At 41.2% G+C, this 19,203-nt stretch carries 6 protein-coding genes; all 6 read right to left on the bottom strand.

Features of this window, described 5'->3' with window-relative positions:
* Positions 1–66: 66 nt before the first annotated feature.
* Entirely contained in the window at positions 67–3,198 is a 3,132-nt protein-coding gene (locus tag KTO58_RS05845) for a condensation domain-containing protein (RefSeq protein ID WP_095840288.1), read from the bottom strand.
* A 19-nt stretch (positions 3,199–3,217) separates the two neighbouring features.
* Complete coding sequence (gene asnB, locus KTO58_RS05840) at positions 3,218–5,074, bottom strand: asparagine synthase (glutamine-hydrolyzing) (RefSeq protein ID WP_095840289.1); 1,857 nt, start codon at positions 5,072–5,074, stop codon at positions 3,218–3,220.
* A gap of 11 nt (positions 5,075–5,085) precedes the next feature.
* Positions 5,086–14,043 carry a non-ribosomal peptide synthetase gene (locus tag KTO58_RS05835; RefSeq protein ID WP_095840290.1) on the bottom strand — a complete coding sequence of 2,986 codons (8,958 nt, stop codon included), beginning with the start codon at positions 14,041–14,043 and terminating at the stop codon, positions 5,086–5,088.
* 76 nt (positions 14,044–14,119) lie between these two features.
* Entirely contained in the window at positions 14,120–15,100 is a 981-nt protein-coding gene (gene sbnA, locus KTO58_RS05830; protein ID WP_095840291.1) for a 2,3-diaminopropionate biosynthesis protein SbnA, read from the bottom strand.
* Between the two features lie 20 nt (positions 15,101–15,120).
* Positions 15,121–18,198: a cyclic peptide export ABC transporter gene (locus KTO58_RS05825; protein WP_095840292.1), complete on the bottom strand. Its 3,078-nt coding sequence runs from the start codon at positions 18,196–18,198 to the stop codon at positions 15,121–15,123.
* A gap of 272 nt (positions 18,199–18,470) precedes the next feature.
* Positions 18,471–19,151, bottom strand: a complete 681-nt coding sequence (locus KTO58_RS05820; protein WP_095840293.1) for a response regulator transcription factor — start codon at positions 19,149–19,151, stop codon at positions 18,471–18,473.
* Between the last annotated feature and the right edge of the window lie 52 nt (positions 19,152–19,203).

Raw genomic sequence — 19,203 nt, 5'->3', positions numbered from 1 at the left:
CGGATTGGCCGGATAGAAAATGAGGGGTTGCTTCAGTCCAATAAGCATTCGAAGTATTCATCCCCATTAAAAGTTGAATGAAATATCCTCTGCATCCAGCAAAGTACCTATGGCACTTTCAGTAATAAATGACGATATGGTGGCATTTGTATCATTGCTCACCTTAAATATGAGGTCTTTAAAAATGCCAGCAAGCACTTTCATATCTGCGGGCATGAAATAAGAAAACGAATATTCTATGCGGAACGAGAATACGTTACCCTGTTCTGTAATAATTAAAGACAGCGGGAATTTTGGAGCAGGGGTCGCTATGTGATATTCTCTAAAGTAGTCATTATGGGCAAAAACACCTTCCTTTTCAAAATTCTGGAAAGTGAACATTGTTTCAAACAAATTAATAACTGGCATACCGCCGGTCGAATTCAGATCGCTGATAACGTCTGTGAGGTCACACAACTGCCTGTCGAATGCACTTACCAACGTAGTATGTAAATCTGTCAACCATTCTTTATAATTGACATCAGCATTTACTTCTAAACGAATGGGTAATGTCTTGACAAACATTCCTACTACATTCTCCACCTGATACTGGATCCTGCCTGAAGTAGCTACTCCTATTACTATATCTTTCTTTCCTGTTATTTTATATAGATATATATAATACAATGAGAGTAACATGGATGACAAAGTGGTATTCCCAGTACAAACCTTGTCGGATATTTTATTTATAACCGACTTTTCAATCTCGAACATTATCTCTCCACCCTCCTGCAACATTTCAGTGGTATTTCCCAAGGAAGGTAATTGCAAACGAGGCACCTCGTCCTTAAACATATTTATCCAGTAAGAGCGAAGTTCTTTATAGTTCTCAGACTGGCGATATTTAAATTCCCAGGCTGCATAATCCTTATATTGATAATCTAATACCGGTAAAATTTCTCTGTTGTAAATCCGGAGGAAATCCATTTCTAGGATAACTTGTGACAGGCCGTCGCAGATAATATGATGAATATCGATCACAAATACTTTACGTCCACCTTTTCCACAAGCCAATGCACAGCGGAATAATGGATGTCCATCGAGATCAAAAGGTCTGATAAACGAGGCAACTATATTATCAACATCCTGATCTTCAAATGCTAATTCCTCTATATTTATTTCAACATTTTCCGCTATCTGCTGCATCAACACCCCTCTCTCTAATCTGAATATCGTTCTCAGACTTTCATGCCTGTTTACGAGTGCCCTGATTACATGCTGCAGCCTATCAACTTCACACAGACCAATTAACTCTACGGCCATTGGTAAATTGTAGGCACGATCTCCCGGGTTCAGTTTATGGTTATAATACATTCTCGCCTGGGAAGAGGATGTGTTATAGTATTCCTTCTCTATCGCTTTTGATATTTGCATATCCGAATCCTTCGCTGCGCTTCGGATAAAATCTGCTTGCCTGCGGACGGTCATATTTTTAAAAACGTCACTTAGTGCTATCTTCACACCAAACTCCTTACTGATCTTCGCAATCAGGCTCATAATGGCAATAGAATTCCCTCCTACCCGAAGGAATTCGTCCAACACAGACAATTCCTTATCTCCCAATAGCTCTTTCCAAATCAACAGCACCTTTTGTTCCGTATGATTAGCCGGTGGCTCAACCGTGGAAACACTTTTGATATTTTGCAACGCCTTAATATCGATCTTGCCGTTACCCAGCAAAGGAAATTCGTCTACTACCCTCAATTCAGAAGGTATCATATAATCGGGCACCTCTTCTGAGAGATGGCTATTCAATAAGGAATAGATATCACCGGACAACGTTTTGTCCTTAATAACAACAAAGGCCTTTAGAAACTCTGTATCTCCCGCCTCTTCTTTTACAACAACCGCATTCTGTATAAAAGGTGACTGGCATAATAGGTACTCCACTGCATCCAGCTCGACACGAATACCTCTTAATTTCACTTGCCTGTCTTCCCTGCCTATAAGATCTATATTACCATCAGCCAGTTTTCTTGCCTTGTCTCCTGTTTTAAAGACTGCTGTCTCTCCACGCCCCGCAATATTTACCGAAAAGAACCGGCTATTAGTAAGTTCACTATTATTTAAGTACCCCTTCGACATATATGCAGAAACGACATACAGGTCTCCTGGCATGAGCGTACTACACACCTTAAAATCACTGGTCAATATGAGTAAATCTGTATCTGATATAGGTTTACCTACAGGTATCTTCGCCTTTTCCGCATCAGCTGGTAATATCCTGTAAAACGACCGGATCATGGTAGTTTCTGTAGCGCCATATAGGTTAACCAATTGTATTCTAGATCCGAATACTTTATACCAGTTCTTCAATTCCCCTGGTATGATTTTTTCTCCTGACAGTAACACATATTTCAGCGAGGAATAATCATCCGCTGTTAGCTCTTCCGTATTGATAGTTCTAAACAAACTCGGCACACAATGAATGAAACCGATATTGCATTTATTTACCCATCCAGACAACTGCTCAGCCGGAAATAATTGTCCTTCATAAGTAGGTATACAGATAGTCCCGCCTGTAAATAGCGGAACAAAGACATCTCTCAAAAAAGCATCGAAATATGGGCTAATGAACTGGCTAAAATTCAACGGTTTATCAATACCAAATGCCGATATTTCCCAATCCAGAAAGTGCAGCAGACTAGCATTTTTACCCACTATTCCTTTGGGAAGCCCTGTTGTACCAGAAGTGAAATAAATGTACAAACTATCATTAGGATCATACTTTGGATATTCCACAGTGTATGCATCTTCTGAAGATGCAGTTGCTACGATATCCTTCCATACAAAGCGGGTTAGTTCTGCCTCCTCACCAATGTTATCCAAGTACCCGCTTTCATCAGCAGTAATTACATATCTCAGATTCAGATCATCGAATATTCTCTCCAATCTTTTTGCCGGCCAGTTGGGATCCAACGGCACAAATATGCAACGGGCATTACAGATACCGATAGCAGCAGTGATAATCTCAATACGATCTGTGCAGAATACGCCCACAGGAATGAGTTCTTCTGACAATTCCCGTAGTAAAAAGTTGGTTATCCTTCGCGTTACCGACACTATCCCCGCATAGGTAATCTCGCTGCCATCCTGTCTGATAGCAATGTTGTGAGGATTAGCTTGCAGGCACTCGTTTAGCTTATGCTGGAAAGTCATGGTTGTATCATATGTGGGGTTACTCAAAAAATTGGTCTAGGAAAATACCGAATGTAATGACTGTGATCAGCAGGTCACTTTCAAAAGGTAGATTCAGCTTAAATCCTTTCTGACTATAGCGCGTTTTCAGGCTTTCAATCATATCAGGATTGAAGTAACCTTGCCGTTCTATTTGGCTATAAGACAGAAGGTCCTGGATATATTCTACTTTATTCTGCAACAAATAGGAGCTACCAGGTGCAACAAATCCAAACTTCTCCCTTTCCACTACCTTCTTTGGTACGAATCTGCTTGCTAGTGTTTTCACAATATATTTTTCCGTAAAATCTTTCAGTTTAAGATCAGGGGGCACTTGCGTGGAAAATTCTATAATCTCCTTATCCAGGAAAGGATATCTTACCTCTACAGAATGTGCTAATGCCATCCTGTCCCCATGATCAGCGACCAGGTGATCCACTAACCTTAGCTTATAATCAAGATAGGAACGTTTGTTAATAACGTGTCTGCCCTTTAACCGTGCTTTATTAATTACGGGAAAATTCAGGCAGTTAACCTGGTCAAAGTTGTCATTAACACTTTTTGAATATAGCTGCCTTTTTGTATTTGTTATTTCAGAAAAATCGGACTCATAAAATACGGTATCATCTCCCCACACCCTGTTTCTATATGCTCGTTCGGTATCAGTAAGCGGAGACTGGAAACCGCCCATTGCCCGCATTTTATCGAACCGGTAACCTACATAGCCGGCAAATAATTCGTCTGACCCTTCCCCAGAGAGGATTACTTTTACTCCTTTTGCACGGCTGGAAGAAGATAAGGCCAGGGAAGCTGTATTGTATGTCTCCTTTAAAGGACACTCACAGTGGTAAATTGCCTGTTTTAACCGCTCACTGATATCTTTAAAATAGAATGTCTTTTTGTTAAGATTAGCATTGCTGGCGGTAGCTACGAGTTCCTGATAAGAAGTCTCTGATATATCTGACTCAACAAAATCAATGGAGAATGCCTCTTTATGTTTTCCTGGTTGCAGTTGGTCTACTTTCATCGTTATCATAGACGAGTCCAGCCCTCCGCTCAGATATAAACCTGTTGGTACATCTGATCTCAATCTTAATTTGATAGACTTTTCGAACAGTTCCTCCAGTTTGTCAACATAATATTTTTCGTCCCTTTCTTCGACTTGCCCTTCTGCCGGAAAATCCAAATCCCAGTATTCCTTTTTACTAATACGGCCTTCGGGATCTACTTTGAGATAATGTCCATTTTCCAGGCTATGTATATCTTTAAACATGGTCCTGGGACTTATCAGTCCGGGAAAGGTAAACACCTGGTCCAATGCTACCAGATCAACCTGCCGGCTCACAGCAGGATGTTCCAGAATTGCTTTAATCTCCGATCCGAATACGAAAATATCGTTGGCAAAAGTATAGTATAAAGGAACAATCCCCATGTGGTCACGTACGCAGTAAAGTTCACTTTTGCGCTTGTCGTACAATGCAAAAGCAAACTGGCCATTCAGCATATTGACAAAGTCCATCCCATGGTCTTCATATAAGTGAATGATCGTCTCTACATCTGATTCTGTTTTAAATATATGGCCCTTTGCTCTTAATGTGTCTCTCAGTTCAATATAATTGAATATTTCTCCATTACATACCAGGAAAATAGAGTCGTCCTCATTACTGATCGGCTGCATGCCATTCCCTAAACCGATAATGCTTAAACGGCAAAATCCCAGTGCCACATTATCGAAAATTAATGTATCCTGCGCATCCGGTCCTCTATGGATCAGTTTGTCCGTCATTCTACGCACTATCTCTTTATCCTCTGCTGATGCCCGTGCCTTAAAATTTATAAATCCGCATATGCCACACATATGATATGTTTTTATTTATCTGAGAGAGAAATTGCAGGAACTTCAAGATTTATGTCTCCTACAAGGATAGATTCATTATGTAATATTGCCGTAAGAATGTTATAGAAATATTCTTTCAATAACTCGATCGTGTCTTCTTCAAACAATCTGTTGTCATATACAAAAGAAATATCAACCCTCTTCTGATAGGCAAATGCTTCCAATTTAAATGGATACTGGCTGCTTATGTGCTCCTTGTCCAATACCAGGTATTTTAAGCCGGCTTTTGAGGCAACATCAATTTCCTCCGCCGCCGCTGTATAGGCGAAGTGTACATCAAAAATCGGGTTCGCTGATCTCCTAGCGTGCTCACCGAGCATATTGACAATCTGATCGAATTGCAGATCCTGGTTTTCGTAAGCATTCAGTACTAAACTTTTCACCGCCAACAGAAAATCTGTATACTGCTCATCTGCAGTAACCTGTATTCTGAGCGGCAATACATTTATAAAAGTGCCAACTACCTCTTTCAGATCGTGATGGGTACGGCCAATAACATCTGTGCCTATAATAATATCCTCACTACCAGACATGCGGGATAACATAATATAATAGGCGGATAAAAACAGCATAAACTCGGAAACCTCACAAGCTGCCGCTTTTGCTTTTATCTTACTGTAAATATCTCCAGTAACAGAGAGTATCTTTTCAGTACATACATATCGCTCTATTTCGTAAATATTACCAGATACCGGTAGTTCAAGCTGAGGTAGTTCACCAGACAAACTATTTTTCCAGTATTGACGTTGTTTTTCCAACGTATCTCCATTGTTCTTTACCCAATGTGCATAATCAACATATCGAACCGGTAACTGGATTATTGACTGTTTGTTATAAAGCTTATACAGATCCTTCATTAATATCTCCAGGGAAGATCCATCTGCGACAATATGGTGAACATCTAATAACAAGAATGACCTCCCTTCCTGGTCCTTTAGCCACCCACTTCTAATTAATGGGGGAACAGACAGATCAAAGGGACGGGCAAATTGTCGCAATGCCTCGCTAACATTTTTTTCGGAAAGTACCTCCAAGCCAAGTGTTACCTCTTCAAATATTTTTTGTACCACACCGTTTTCTTGCAGGAAGAAACCGGTCCTCAGCCCTTCATGTCTTTCAACCAGTTGCTGTAAGGTCTTTTCCAACATTGACAAATCTATATTCTCTTCTATCAGGAACGGCAATGTGATATTAAAATCAGTATTATTTTCATGTAGCGTGTGTTGATAATACATTCGCTCCTGCGCCGGTGAGGCTGGATAATATTCTCTGTCAGCTATCCGAATTATATGCTCAACAGTGGTCTCCCCCAACGAAGTGATGAGTGCAGCAAGTTTCTTTACGGAAGCATTCTGAAATATTTCTCCCAATTTTAGCTTTACGCTGAAGCTCTCCTGGATCTCATTTATCAGGTGGAACACTTTTAAGGAATGACCTCCTGCTTCAAAGAAACTCTTATTAATATCTATAGTACCCACATCTATTTTCAATATTGATGCCCAGACGTTCACAAGTTTTGTCTCTGCAGGAGTCATGACCGCTAGCGGAACATCGCCTACAGTGGGTATCTGATACTCCATTAATGCCCTTCTGTCTGTCTTACCATTAGGTAACAATGGTATTGCATCCAGCTGGATAAAGTATGCAGGCATCATATTCCTGGGCAGGATCTTATCTAGATATGCTCGCAGTACTGTGACTTCAACTTTATCATCGCTTACGAAGAAAGCATAAATATGGACCTCTCCTTCCTCATCCTTTTTACTGATAAGTACTACTTCTCTTAATACCGGATATGATAATATGTTTTGTCTGATATCATCCAGATCTATTCGTATTCCCCTGATTTTTATCTGGTTATCTATCCTACCCATTATCTCCAATTCTCCATCGCCATGCCAACGGCCCTGGTCACCAGTTCTATATATCAGATCATCTTCTCTGTTTGCATACGGATTTGTTATAAACAGGCTTGGATCTACCCGTTTATTTTTGAGGTAACCGGCAGTGCGATATGGGGTTCTGATATAGATTTCTCCGACCACGTATTGCGGGCAACTATTCAACTGATCATCCAAGATCATAAACTGTGCTCCCGGTATCGCTTTAACAGGAATAAATCCTCTATCGATATCTTTGTTATTAATTAGAAAATATCCTTTTGCCAACGTCGTCTCCGTAGGACCGTAAATATTAACCAATTGTACAGCATTGCCTACGGTCTCATACCATTCTTTCAGTTCGAACGGAATCGTTTTTTCTCCCGCCAGCAGTATGTACTTCAAATGTTTTAAGTCTGTTTCTGCTACATTCTTATTAAAGAATTTGAAGAAAGTTGGAACACAATGAATCAGATTAATCTGGCTATCTGCAATCCAGTGCATCACTTTCTTACCAGTAAGTAAATGTTCTTCCTCAGGCACATATATACAGGCACCTGCACATAATGGCACCAAGGTATCCCTCATAAATACATCGAATCCAGGGTTCGTGAACTGGCTAATCCTGAAACTACTGTCAATACCAAACGTTGTTATTTCCCAGTTGATAAAATGAGAAAGTCCTTTATTCTTACCTACCACTCCCTTAGGAATACCTGTACTTCCCGAAGTGAAATATATGTAGATATTATCTGACGGATCATAGTTTCTTTCCTGTAGGATACCTGGTACAGCATATCTGTCAATATCGGCGGGACTGAGGAAATTGACGCTATCATCATACAGCTGCCTGTTTCCCTGATCTGTCAATACACAGCTCAGATCTATCTGCGATAACATAGCGGCCAATCTGCCTTCCGGCAATGTCGGTTCCAGCATTACGAATACACCACGTATTCTCAACACGGCCAACATAGCGCAGATCACCCAGCTACGATCTTCAAATGATATACCAACAGCACTACCTTGCGGTAACTGAAGTTTTTCCAGTGCAGCTACAATACTGGTAACTCTATGGTCAATATCAGCATAGGTATACAACTTGTCTTTGTAGTGTAATGCCGGTTTTTCCTTATTGGTGTCAAAGCTCTGTTGCAGTCTCCACTGTACTGTCAGCTCATCTCCCGCCTGCTGAAGCTCTTCCGTGAATACATTATTGCTATTAACACCATACTGCTCATCGAATAATGCTTTAAGCGATGATGTACCTTCAGCGGTAATACGATGTAATAACCATGCAAAATCATTACTTATCTGCGTTACCCTTGTTTCTTCTAACAGAAGACTGTTGTAGCTAAATTGCAGATGAATATCACCTGCTGATGAATATGCTACTATCGTCAAGGGATAGTTGGTATGTTCTTCTATTTTTACTTCCTTAATTTTCAGCTGCCATTTCTCCTTTATTTCTGACCAGTCTATCGGATAATTCTCATATACTAACAGCGAATCGAACCAATCATCGGTTACACCACTGCTTAATTGAATATCACTTAATGGCGTGTATTGATACTCCTGGCTAGCCTGGTGTGCAGACTGCAGTTGCAACAGCCAATCAGTTACACCTATTTCCCAATCTATCTGGCTTCTGAATGGCAGGGTATTGATATAAAGTCCTACACGACTTTCCACATCTGAAAGGTCTGCAGGACGACCTGCTACTGTAACACCAAATACAATATCCTTATTCGCTGTATACCTATGCAGTAACAGGCTCCAGACAGCTTGAAGAATGGTATTGAATGTAATTCCATTATTTCTGGCGTAGGATATTATGTCCCGGGCACCTTTCCCTTCTATTCTAAGCTCCACTTTACCATAGCTTTCACCCCCTCTGTTCCTGGATACCTTTTTATCTATAAATGGTAATAAGGTAGGACCTTCAATTCCGGCAACATATTTATTCCAATATGCTCTTTCATTTCTTCTATCAAGTCTTTCCAGGTATTTTATATAGTCGCCATAATTATCTGTTCTTACGACAGCCCGTACTTCGCTTTTCAGTAAGCTTTCGTATGTAGCCAGCAATTCCATTATAATCAGTGGCATAGACCAGCCATCCAGTAATATATGATGGTGCGTCCAGTATAGTTTGTATGTCCGATCAGTTAATTTCACCAGCCGCAAAAATAGCAGTGGTGCTACTGAAAGATCAAATAAAGGGATCGTAGCCGTCGTCTCTTCACTTTCCACGTACTCAAAGTTCAATGTCACAGTTTTCTGTACACATTGTACAGGTACTTTAAACCGGTCAGCAAAAAAAGAACTCCTTAGTATACTATGGTTCGCAACAATATGTTCCCAACTCTTTCTAAATATTGCCGGGTCTACATTCTCCAGCTCCAGTTCCTGCTTCTCAATGTACAAGTCGGCATCGGCTGAATCCTTGTATAAGCTATGAAACAATAGCCCTTCCTGGAGGCCCGTTAACCTGTATAACCCTTCTATGGCTTCATATCTCCTTAAGCCCGGGGTCACTTCCTCCTCCATAAAATCATTCAGCTGCCCTACCGTTGCCACTCCTTGTAAACCATAGTCAGAAGGAGTGCCATAGATACCTGCAGCGGCTGTACAATGATCGATTACCTCTTCCAGTACGGAAAGATAAGATGCCATAAAGGCCGCCATGGCCTGATCTTCGAATTGTAACCTATTATAACTCAAACTGAATATCAACTGACCTCCCGATGTAGCGCTATTCAATATTAATGGTGCTGCCATTCTTTGCTCCAACCCAACCATATCCCCTACAGGCCAAGCATCGCTGTCGTACACTCCTTCCCAATATCCCAGATAGTTAAATATTATATCCCAGGGCTGTATCTCCGTTTGTAATGCTGCTTCTTTATTGATATACCTTAACACACCATATCCCATCCCTTTATCCGGCACCGCACGTAATTGTTCTTTTATCTCCGTAATAATGCGCGCTAAATTGAGTTCGGCTTCCCCTTCCGGTAATTCGAGCATTACAGGGTAAAGATTGGTGAACCATCCCACTGTACGACTTATATCCAGGGATGCAACTAAATGCTCACGACCATGTCCCTCCAGTCCGATGTTGACTTTCCTTCTTCCATTATATTTCAATATTGTGACCATCAAGGCTGACAACAGTATGTCATTGACATCCGTATTGTAGCGTTGTCCTGCCTCTTGTAATAGTTGTTGTGTGTATCTTGCCGATAATGATTGTCTCAGTTCCACACCATCTGCTACTTTACCCACTACTTCGCTATTTACATCTACCAAAGGAAGATATCCATTCGTAATGTTTTCCCAGTAAGCAACTTGAGACAAAAGTTGTTCGGACTTACCATAGGCAGTCAATTCCTGGTACCAATCTTTATAGGAAGCAGATTTTGTACCCAATAGCTGTTGTTCCGGTAATACTCCTTTTTCTAGTTGTTGCAACAAGAGACCAATATCTTCCTCAATGATTCTCCAAGAGACGCCATCTATAACAAGGTGATGACCTACCATTAATAATAAATGTTGCTGACAGGAAGGAATACCAGTAAAAAGTATCATCCGGAATACTTCTCCAGTAGTAATATCGAGGCGCTGCTGACATTCATTGGCAGCAGCCTTAATAACATTCCTTACATCTCCAGCAGGAGTATCTTGCAAGTTTATAGCTGACAGCAAATTTTTTTTCGCGTCAACAGGACTATACTCCTGTTTCCAATTGTTTCCAGTATAGCTATACCGGAAACGGAGCGCATCGTGCTGGATGAGCAGCAAGCGCCCTATTGTATGCATATCTTCAACCGATACGGATGGGGGGATGTTTATAAAAATAGCCTGATTGTAGTGGTTAGTAACAGCTGACGGTACCTTTTCTTGCAGATACCAATGCTGTATAGGCAATAATCCGGAAATACCGGATAAGATGCCCTGCTCCGCTGTTATGGTGGTTTGTTCATGCTGATTACTGTTCAGATAGTCTGCTAAATCAGCCGGCCGTTGGTGTTTAAATACTGATTGCGGACTGATGCTGTATCCTTTCCTGTTCATGCGGCTGGCAAACTGGATTACCATTATGGAATCCGCTCCCAGTTTAAACAGGTTATCATATATACCGATGGTGGGTACCTTTAAGATTTCCTGCCAGACATTGATGATAACCGCTTCCAATGCAGACCGTGGTTCCATCTGTTCGTCAGGCAAACTATCATTCCATTCCGGGTCCGGCAATGCTTTTTTGTTAATCTTTCCATTGGTGGTCAAAGGCATTTCTTCCAGCTCTACTATCGTAGCCGGCAACATATAGTCTGCTAGCTGCTCTCTTAAATACCCGAATAACAATTCCTTGCTATAACCAGCAACTGGTACCACATACCCCACCAACTGCTTATGTACGTCTCCCTTGGTAAGTACCACTACCTGTCGAACGAGTGCAGTATTTAATATAGCATGTTCGATCTCACCTAATTCAATTCTATATCCACGTACCTTCACCTGATCATCCATCCGGCCAATGAACTCAATATTGCCATCCGGAAGCCATCTGGCCAGGTCGCCTGTTTTATACATTCGCTGTAGTCCTTGACTGTCAAATGGATCTATTACAAATTTGGATGCAGTCAGTTCGTCTTGATTAAGATAGCCTCTACCAACGCCAATACCGGCTACGCATAGTTCTCCATTAATACCAATGGGACATAACTGTCCATGCTCATTTACAATATAGATCCTGGTATTCTGTACGGGGCTACCAATGGGTACCTGAGATGTATCAAGCGGACCTGTGATGAAATAGTGACAGATATCATCAGAAGCTTCGGTCGGACCGTAGGCATTCACCAGTGTTATACCTTTTTTATCCACCTCAAACCATTTGTTCACCAGCCACGCATGCAATGCTTCTCCTGTAATTAACAGATATTTCAGGTCATTCAACAGCTGCACCTCTGGCACGTCCACTATGGCAGACAAATAAGAGGGTACTACTTCCGCTATTGTTATTGCATCTTGACTAAATAAAGTCAGAAGCCGGGCCGGCTCTAAAATGGCATCCTGCGCATAAATACAAGTACGACCGCCACATAACAATGCCGAAAACATCTGCCAAACAGATATATCGAAAGTATAAGAAGCGGTATATGCTACTTTGCTATCCTTGTCTATCCCAAGGTCATTAATCTTCGCATACAGGTGGTTCAACATACCCCGGTGTTCTATCATTACTCCCTTAGGATTACCTGTTGACCCTGAAGTATAAATAATATAAGCTAATGATGCTGGTGCCGGCTGATCTTCCAATGTAGTTTCAGGGAAAGTATTGAGCAGCTCATTATCTAGGCCCCGCATAGTCAATACCGCATTCAAGTCTTGCACCATGTAATCGATACGATTCTGAGGATAAGTTATATCGATCGGGACGTAAGCAGCCCCAGCCTTCATCACCCCCAAAATGGCAATTATCATATCAGTACCTCTTTCCATCAATAAGGGTACATAGCTTCCCTGCCTCACACCTTTACTACGCAGATAGTGTGCTACACTGTTTGATCTCTCATCAAGTAGTCTGTAGGTAATAGATGTATCCAGAAACTGTAAAGCCACTGCATCCGGGGTTTCCTTAGCCTGTTTAGCAAAAAGGCTGACCACTGTCTGATCTGCCGGATAATCCCTTTTAGTATCATTGAACCCTTTCAACAACTTTATCCGTTCTGTGGGAGGGATGACATCTATATTCTCCATTGATTTTTCAACATCTGAACAAAATTGATCAAAAATGAAGAAAAGTCTTTCAGTCAATAATCTTACATCCTCGCCACTAAAATATTTGGGCCGATAATCAATTCTCAGTTCAAGATCCTGCTTACCGCTATATACCCTCCACCAAAAATGTAATGGATTAGGCTCACTTTCCGTTGAGATATCGTAAAATGCGGCTTGAATATCTTTCATAGAAGCCACCACATCCAGGACGTTATAGCTCACCGCTATATCAAACACCTGACTTCTGTTCTTTGTAAATAGTTTGAGATCCCGGTTAATCTGCGCGATCGGATAATTCAGATGCCTGTAGTCTGCGCGTTGTTTTGCCTTTATCTTATCGAATAGCTCATGTACTGTTATAGAAGGATCTGTTACTGCGCAGCTGAAAGGAAAGATCTGTGCAAAAGTCCCGAAGGCTATTTTCTCCTGCCTGGTCCTACGGTTATGGGACGTCAAGCCGTAAGTGATGTTCTGCCAACCATAGGCATGGTAATACAGTACATTCAATGCGGCCATAGTAAGCTGGGCCAGGTTCACTTTATGGTTGCTCATCAATTCGTTACATCTTCCTAGCAAGGATTTATCCACAGGCACAACTACACTCTCACTTGCTTCTTTCGCATGTGGATAACGAACATCAAAGAATTCATTATTTTCCCTGTCAAACTCTTTCAGCCAATATACCTTGTCTTGTTGGTAGAGTGATTCATCGAAAGAAAGCTCATAGGCTTCTACTGTAGACCTAAAGGTAGTTGTTACAGGAGCCGGAGCGACTCCCTTAAGCAGCGCATTATATCTATCTGAAACAAACTGGCTAAAAATAGCAACCCCTATACCGTCACAGACCAGGTGATGAAATTTAGTTAGCAAGAAATATTTCTTCTCGGATACCTTTATCAATGAAAAATCATAAAGCTCGCCCAGGCTAATATCAAAGCTAACATTCATTCGTTCTTTCAACCATTCATATCCTTTATTCAACGCATCCGCGTCACCGGATAGATCTACCTCTGTGATCGTCACCTCTCCTACCGGCATTAACTTACACCTTCCCTCTCCGTCATCCCCTTGCTCAAATGAAAGTTGAAGTGCATCAAACGCATGCACTCCGGCCCTAATCGCCATTTTTAGATAGGATATATTAATATCACCGGAAAATTCATGATAACCACCGATATTATAGTGCACACTATTAATATCCATTAACTGGTCAAAATAAATAACCCTTTGACTGGGATTAAGCGAGAAATAAATATTTTCCATAAAATTTTACCAACTGGCGGTATAGACGATGACAGGTAGATAGAAAGTTGTTAGGCAAAGCTGTCCGGTATAGAAGTTAAATACTTTCGGCCACTATATCCGGCTTAGGTTGTGCTTCAGTAACCTTACGGCACCATTCAGGGTTATATATAGTATCATAATATCTTTCACCGCGGTCAGGAAATACGGCAATGATATTTACGGGGCCATAGAGATCCTTTTCTGAGAAGTATTTCTTAATCCCTGCAAGCACGGAACCCGAAGAGCCACCAGCAAACAAGGTATGTTTGTTCAACAACTCGTAACAAGCTTCGATAGTGGCAGTTTCACTTACCATTACCACTTCGTCAATCCTGGCATGTTCCAGTATCTGTGGCACCATACTGCTCCCTATACCGGGTATGTATCTCTTCCTGGGAGGATTATTGAAAATAACCGATCCCTCAATATCAACAGCAACAACTTTGGCATCCGGATAGTTTTCCTTTACCTTGCGGGAAACACCCGAGATAGTTCCTCCAGAACTAACGCCCATAAAAACATAGTCTATAGTTTCTGTCTGAAAACACATTTCTTTGCCCAACGAGTGATAATAGGCGGCAGCATTCAACGGGTTTCCATATTGGTTGATCCAATAGGCATCTCCTATTTCTTCTACCAGTTCATTCACTTTTTCCAACCGGGTCAACAGGTACCCGCCGTACTTATCCTGCTGTGTAACTTTCACCATTTCAGCCCCATTTGCTGCAATCAGCATTTCATTCATTGAGGTGATATTGGGGTCAACCACTGCAATGAATCTTAATCCATGGTATCTGCAGTAAGCAGACAAAGCCACTCCGAAGTTGCCAGACGTAGATTCAATGATGGTAGTATTCCTGGTAATCGTACCAGTATGTAGCAGTTTACTAAGGATGTATGAAGCAGCTCTGTCTTTAACGCTTCCGGTTGGGTTATAACCTTCTAATTTCAGTAGGATATTCAGGTTGTTATACCCCTCTATTTTAATATTGACTAAAGGGGTATTACCTACTTTCTCAAGAACATTGGTATGCATAAGCAGAAAGGATTTTCCCGTTACAGGACGTCTTCTACGGGGTGAAACATTGTTTTATTATTGTTGTAAACTTCCAGTTTGCCTTGTTTCATCTTCAACACTTTATCGGCGACGTCGAAGTAATGATCATCATGTGTAATGGCAATCACAATCTTTCCTTTCGCTCTCATATCGGGCAATAGTGTTCTATAGAAGAAATTTCTATATTCGGGATCCTGGTCCGCAGCCCACTCGTCAAACAGGTATATAGGATAATCTTCCAGGTAACATTGCAGAAGGGCTAATCTTTTCACTTGTCCACCAGAAAGTTTGATCGTACTATACTTATTGCCCTCAATCTTCACTTTATCTTCCAGGTGAAGTATCTTCAGATATTTCTTCATCTCTTCCCGTTTCTCTTCTACGTTAATATTATACAACTTCTCAAATAGGAATGCGGGACTGAAAGATGCGGAAAAATGTTCGCTCAGCTGGAAAAAGTAAACCGGTTTATCATTGATATAAAAATGTCCCTCGTCAGCTTCGTATAAACCAGTCAACAATTTGGATAAAGTAGTTTTTCCACTTCCATTACCACCAATAATGAATAATATCTCTCCACTCTTTATCTCCAGGTTTACAGGTCCCACCGTAAAGGGATTGGGTTCATCATTATTTTTGTATCTGAAAATAATACCTTCTGCCCGGATAGTTTCTACTTTTTGAGGCAAATGTCCTTGCTCCGGCACTTCTTCTTCACTAAGATTTGCTGGTATTTCAGACAAGAATTGAGCTATTCTCTTTCTGGATATCTTTAGTTGAATAAACCCCGGGATAGCACCCAGTACATTTTCGATTGGAGCGATTACATATAGCAGGATGATTACAAAGCCCGTTATCTGCTCGACCTGTATTTCCTTAAAGAAAAAGGGTAAGGCAAATACTACAAAACCAAGCAGGACTACCAATAACGATTCCCCAACCAGGAAAACATCTACATATCTTAAATTGGCAATCGTCATATTATCCCGGAATTTCTGCGCTGATGCTGCCAGGTCGCTCTTATACTCAAACTTTTTATTCCGATGCAGACTGATCTCTTTATAGCCATCTATCATCCCATTCACGAATCTCATAAATACGTTCTCAGAATCACGAGACCTTTCAAAGTATTTAGTGGTGCTCTCCGTTACGAAATAGTAAATAACAGCCATGATCGAGAATACAGAAATGATCAGTATAGTAGACCAGAAGGCCAGTAGTGTGAGGTAAACAAAACCTCCTACTATCGTAAAAATGCCACCGAAGAAAACCACTACAGTGTTAGCAGTAGAACTGATCTGAAAGATATCGTTATTCAAAGACGTATACACCCGGCCACGATCTATTGCTTCAAACTTCTGGTAGGAAGTTGCAAATATCTTGTTGACCAATTGCGTGCGGAGCTCATATACCACTTCCATCGAATACTTCGTGAGACTGATCTGAACAAACCGCCTTCCCAATAGGTAGACTGCTATAGCCAATACATAATAATACACCATATGGCTCAGTTCAACGCCTGCTGTAAATGCATTGGAAATAAGGGTGATCACGATGATATTTGCCACCCCGGAGAACATACTCAACACCAGGATCATAGGTAATATCTGCTTAAATTTACTCTTCTGAATAAAGCAGACATTTAAACCATATGCAACGTAACTAAGTCCCAGTAAAGCTCCCATCAAGGATACGGTAGCAATAAAACTAATAGGCGACCAGATGATCATTTTGTTCCAGTCATTGGCTGTCGCTGATGGCAGTAAGTACAAGCCATAGACAAAGGGAACCATGATAACAAGTGCCAACAATAATTTCCCCAGTATCTGAATGGGCCTACCTTTAAGGGTCCTGGCGCCGCATTTTATGTCATATAATATGCTACCTATGAAGAATAATATACCGGCAACGAAAAGTCCGACAACAATACTGATCATGGAATAGAAGCCATCACTGTCCTCTTCCGTATGTACTCCACCTTCCAGACTTCCTCCGGAAAGATAATTCAGGTATCGCTCACCGACAGCTGCGGTATATTTACTATTTGAGTTTGCGAGTACGATCACACCATTTTTCCGGCCAGGAGAGAAGGCGATGTATGCACCAGATGATGGTCCGGTATAACTAGCGGATCTCTTTTCACCATCAGCTTGCAAAGTAATATCCCATCCCATCGCACCTGTGGTGCTATTATTCGTATTAGCGTAAGCGGTCCCTCCTTGTACACCTTTTATTCCATCAAAAGGACTCTTGCTGTAGTGTCTCATCTGAAACAACACCCATTTCCCGAGATCATCCGCTGTAGTAAATAATGCTGGCACCACATTTTCACCATTGAATGCCGGAGCATGATAGGGTCTGGGGCTAAAGAATCCTATTTTGTGCTCTCCTGCTACCTGTCCTTTCCCGGGGTCACCGACCGTTGTATTATTCATTGCTAAGTCAGCAAAGATTTTTTCTCTCAGGTTGGTGGCGTATGATTTCCCTGTTACCTTTTCGATGACCAGTATCAGCAAATCGTAATTAAACTTTGCCGGTTTATAAACAGTTCCGGGAGGGTTATCCAACGTCACTCCTGCCGCATCCTTTATCAACTCTTCCGGAGTTACCGTACGATCTATTTCGGGTGCAGGCAGTAATACTTTGGGAGATATACCACTAGTGTGATACAATAGTTGTTCAAGTGTTATATCTACCCGACGCTCTTTATAGGTTATCTGAAACCAAGGCAGATAATCTGAAATCTTCTTTTTCAGGTCTAGGGTACCCGCATTCGCAAGTTTATCAACCAGAAAACCTACAAATGGGCCACTGGCAGCATCTGTCTGAAAAATCGTCTCTCCTGATACAGGTACCTGACTATTTATGTCAATAACACCCATATGCTTAGTGACCGTATTGCTGTCTTTGATCAATACCAAGGTCAAACCGGGGATCTTTCCCTGTCGCATCAGTTTATGAATATCCTTCGTAAGTCGTTCTGAGTTGAAATCACTCAACTGAGGTACTTGCGCCCATGAGCACATCGACTTTAAAAGAAATATGACGATGAACAGGCATCTAATAATATTCGCCATAAAATAATATCGGGATTCTCTCAGAGCGAGAAATTAAGTGTCTAAAGTTGTGCATAGCTACCGCTACAGCGAGCGAATGATAGCAGCTGGGATAAACATATGTCTTTAATATCAGTGATAGCTGGTCCAGAACAGCTATCCTCTTTTGTTAACAAACTGACATAACCGTTAACAATAATCAAATTAACCCTTAAAAAATGATATACTGAATAGTGCTAACTGCATTTATAATGCGGTTTTTACGAAAGCTATCCCCATTCATTCATAACAATCTATCGGATCATGAATGAGTCTCTTCCGGCAGCTACAATACCTTTGTTGATAGCGTATTTTAACATACCTACCGTAGAACCTACTTTTAATTTAACCTTCAGATCTTGCCTGATTTTCTCTATAGACCTGACACCCAGGAATAATTGTTCTCCAATTTCCTTATTACTCTTTTCTTCCCATATCAATTGCAACACTCTCTTTTCCCGTTCGCTCAATGGCACATCCAATCCGTTGATCCCGCTCCGGAGATGATGTTGTTTCCCCCAATACAAAGCTTCTGTAAACAACCTGTTGCGATAGATCCGGCCTTCAGAAACGGTCATAATTGCTTTGATTAATTCTTCCGGCTCTTCTGTTTTCGTCACATAGCCATGAATACCAGCCTCCATCATTTCATTAATCAACTCGAGATCAGCGACCATAGATAGTATAAGTATACGTACTTGAGGAAATTCTCTTCTGATCATCTTAACCAATTCGATACCTCCTAAAGTGGTGAGGTTTACATCTGTCAGCAAGATATCAACATCCGCATCCTTTAATTTCACCCGTAGGTCGAGTAAGTCAGGTGCCTGCGCCACAATACGGATCATGGTATGCTCCAATAAGTAATTTTTCAGCATCTTTCTGAATAACGTCTGATTGTCCAGGATAGCAAGATTAATCTTTGGGTGTGGCATAAGATTGTTGATTTTTTGGATCAGGATCGGTTGCCAGGATATATCATCCAGG

The organism is Chitinophaga pendula, from assembly GCF_020386615.1.
GTDB classification, from domain to species: domain Bacteria; phylum Bacteroidota; class Bacteroidia; order Chitinophagales; family Chitinophagaceae; genus Chitinophaga; species Chitinophaga pendula.
The sequence above is the reverse complement of the archived record's forward strand: the minus strand, read 5'-3'. Positions and strand labels throughout refer to the sequence as shown.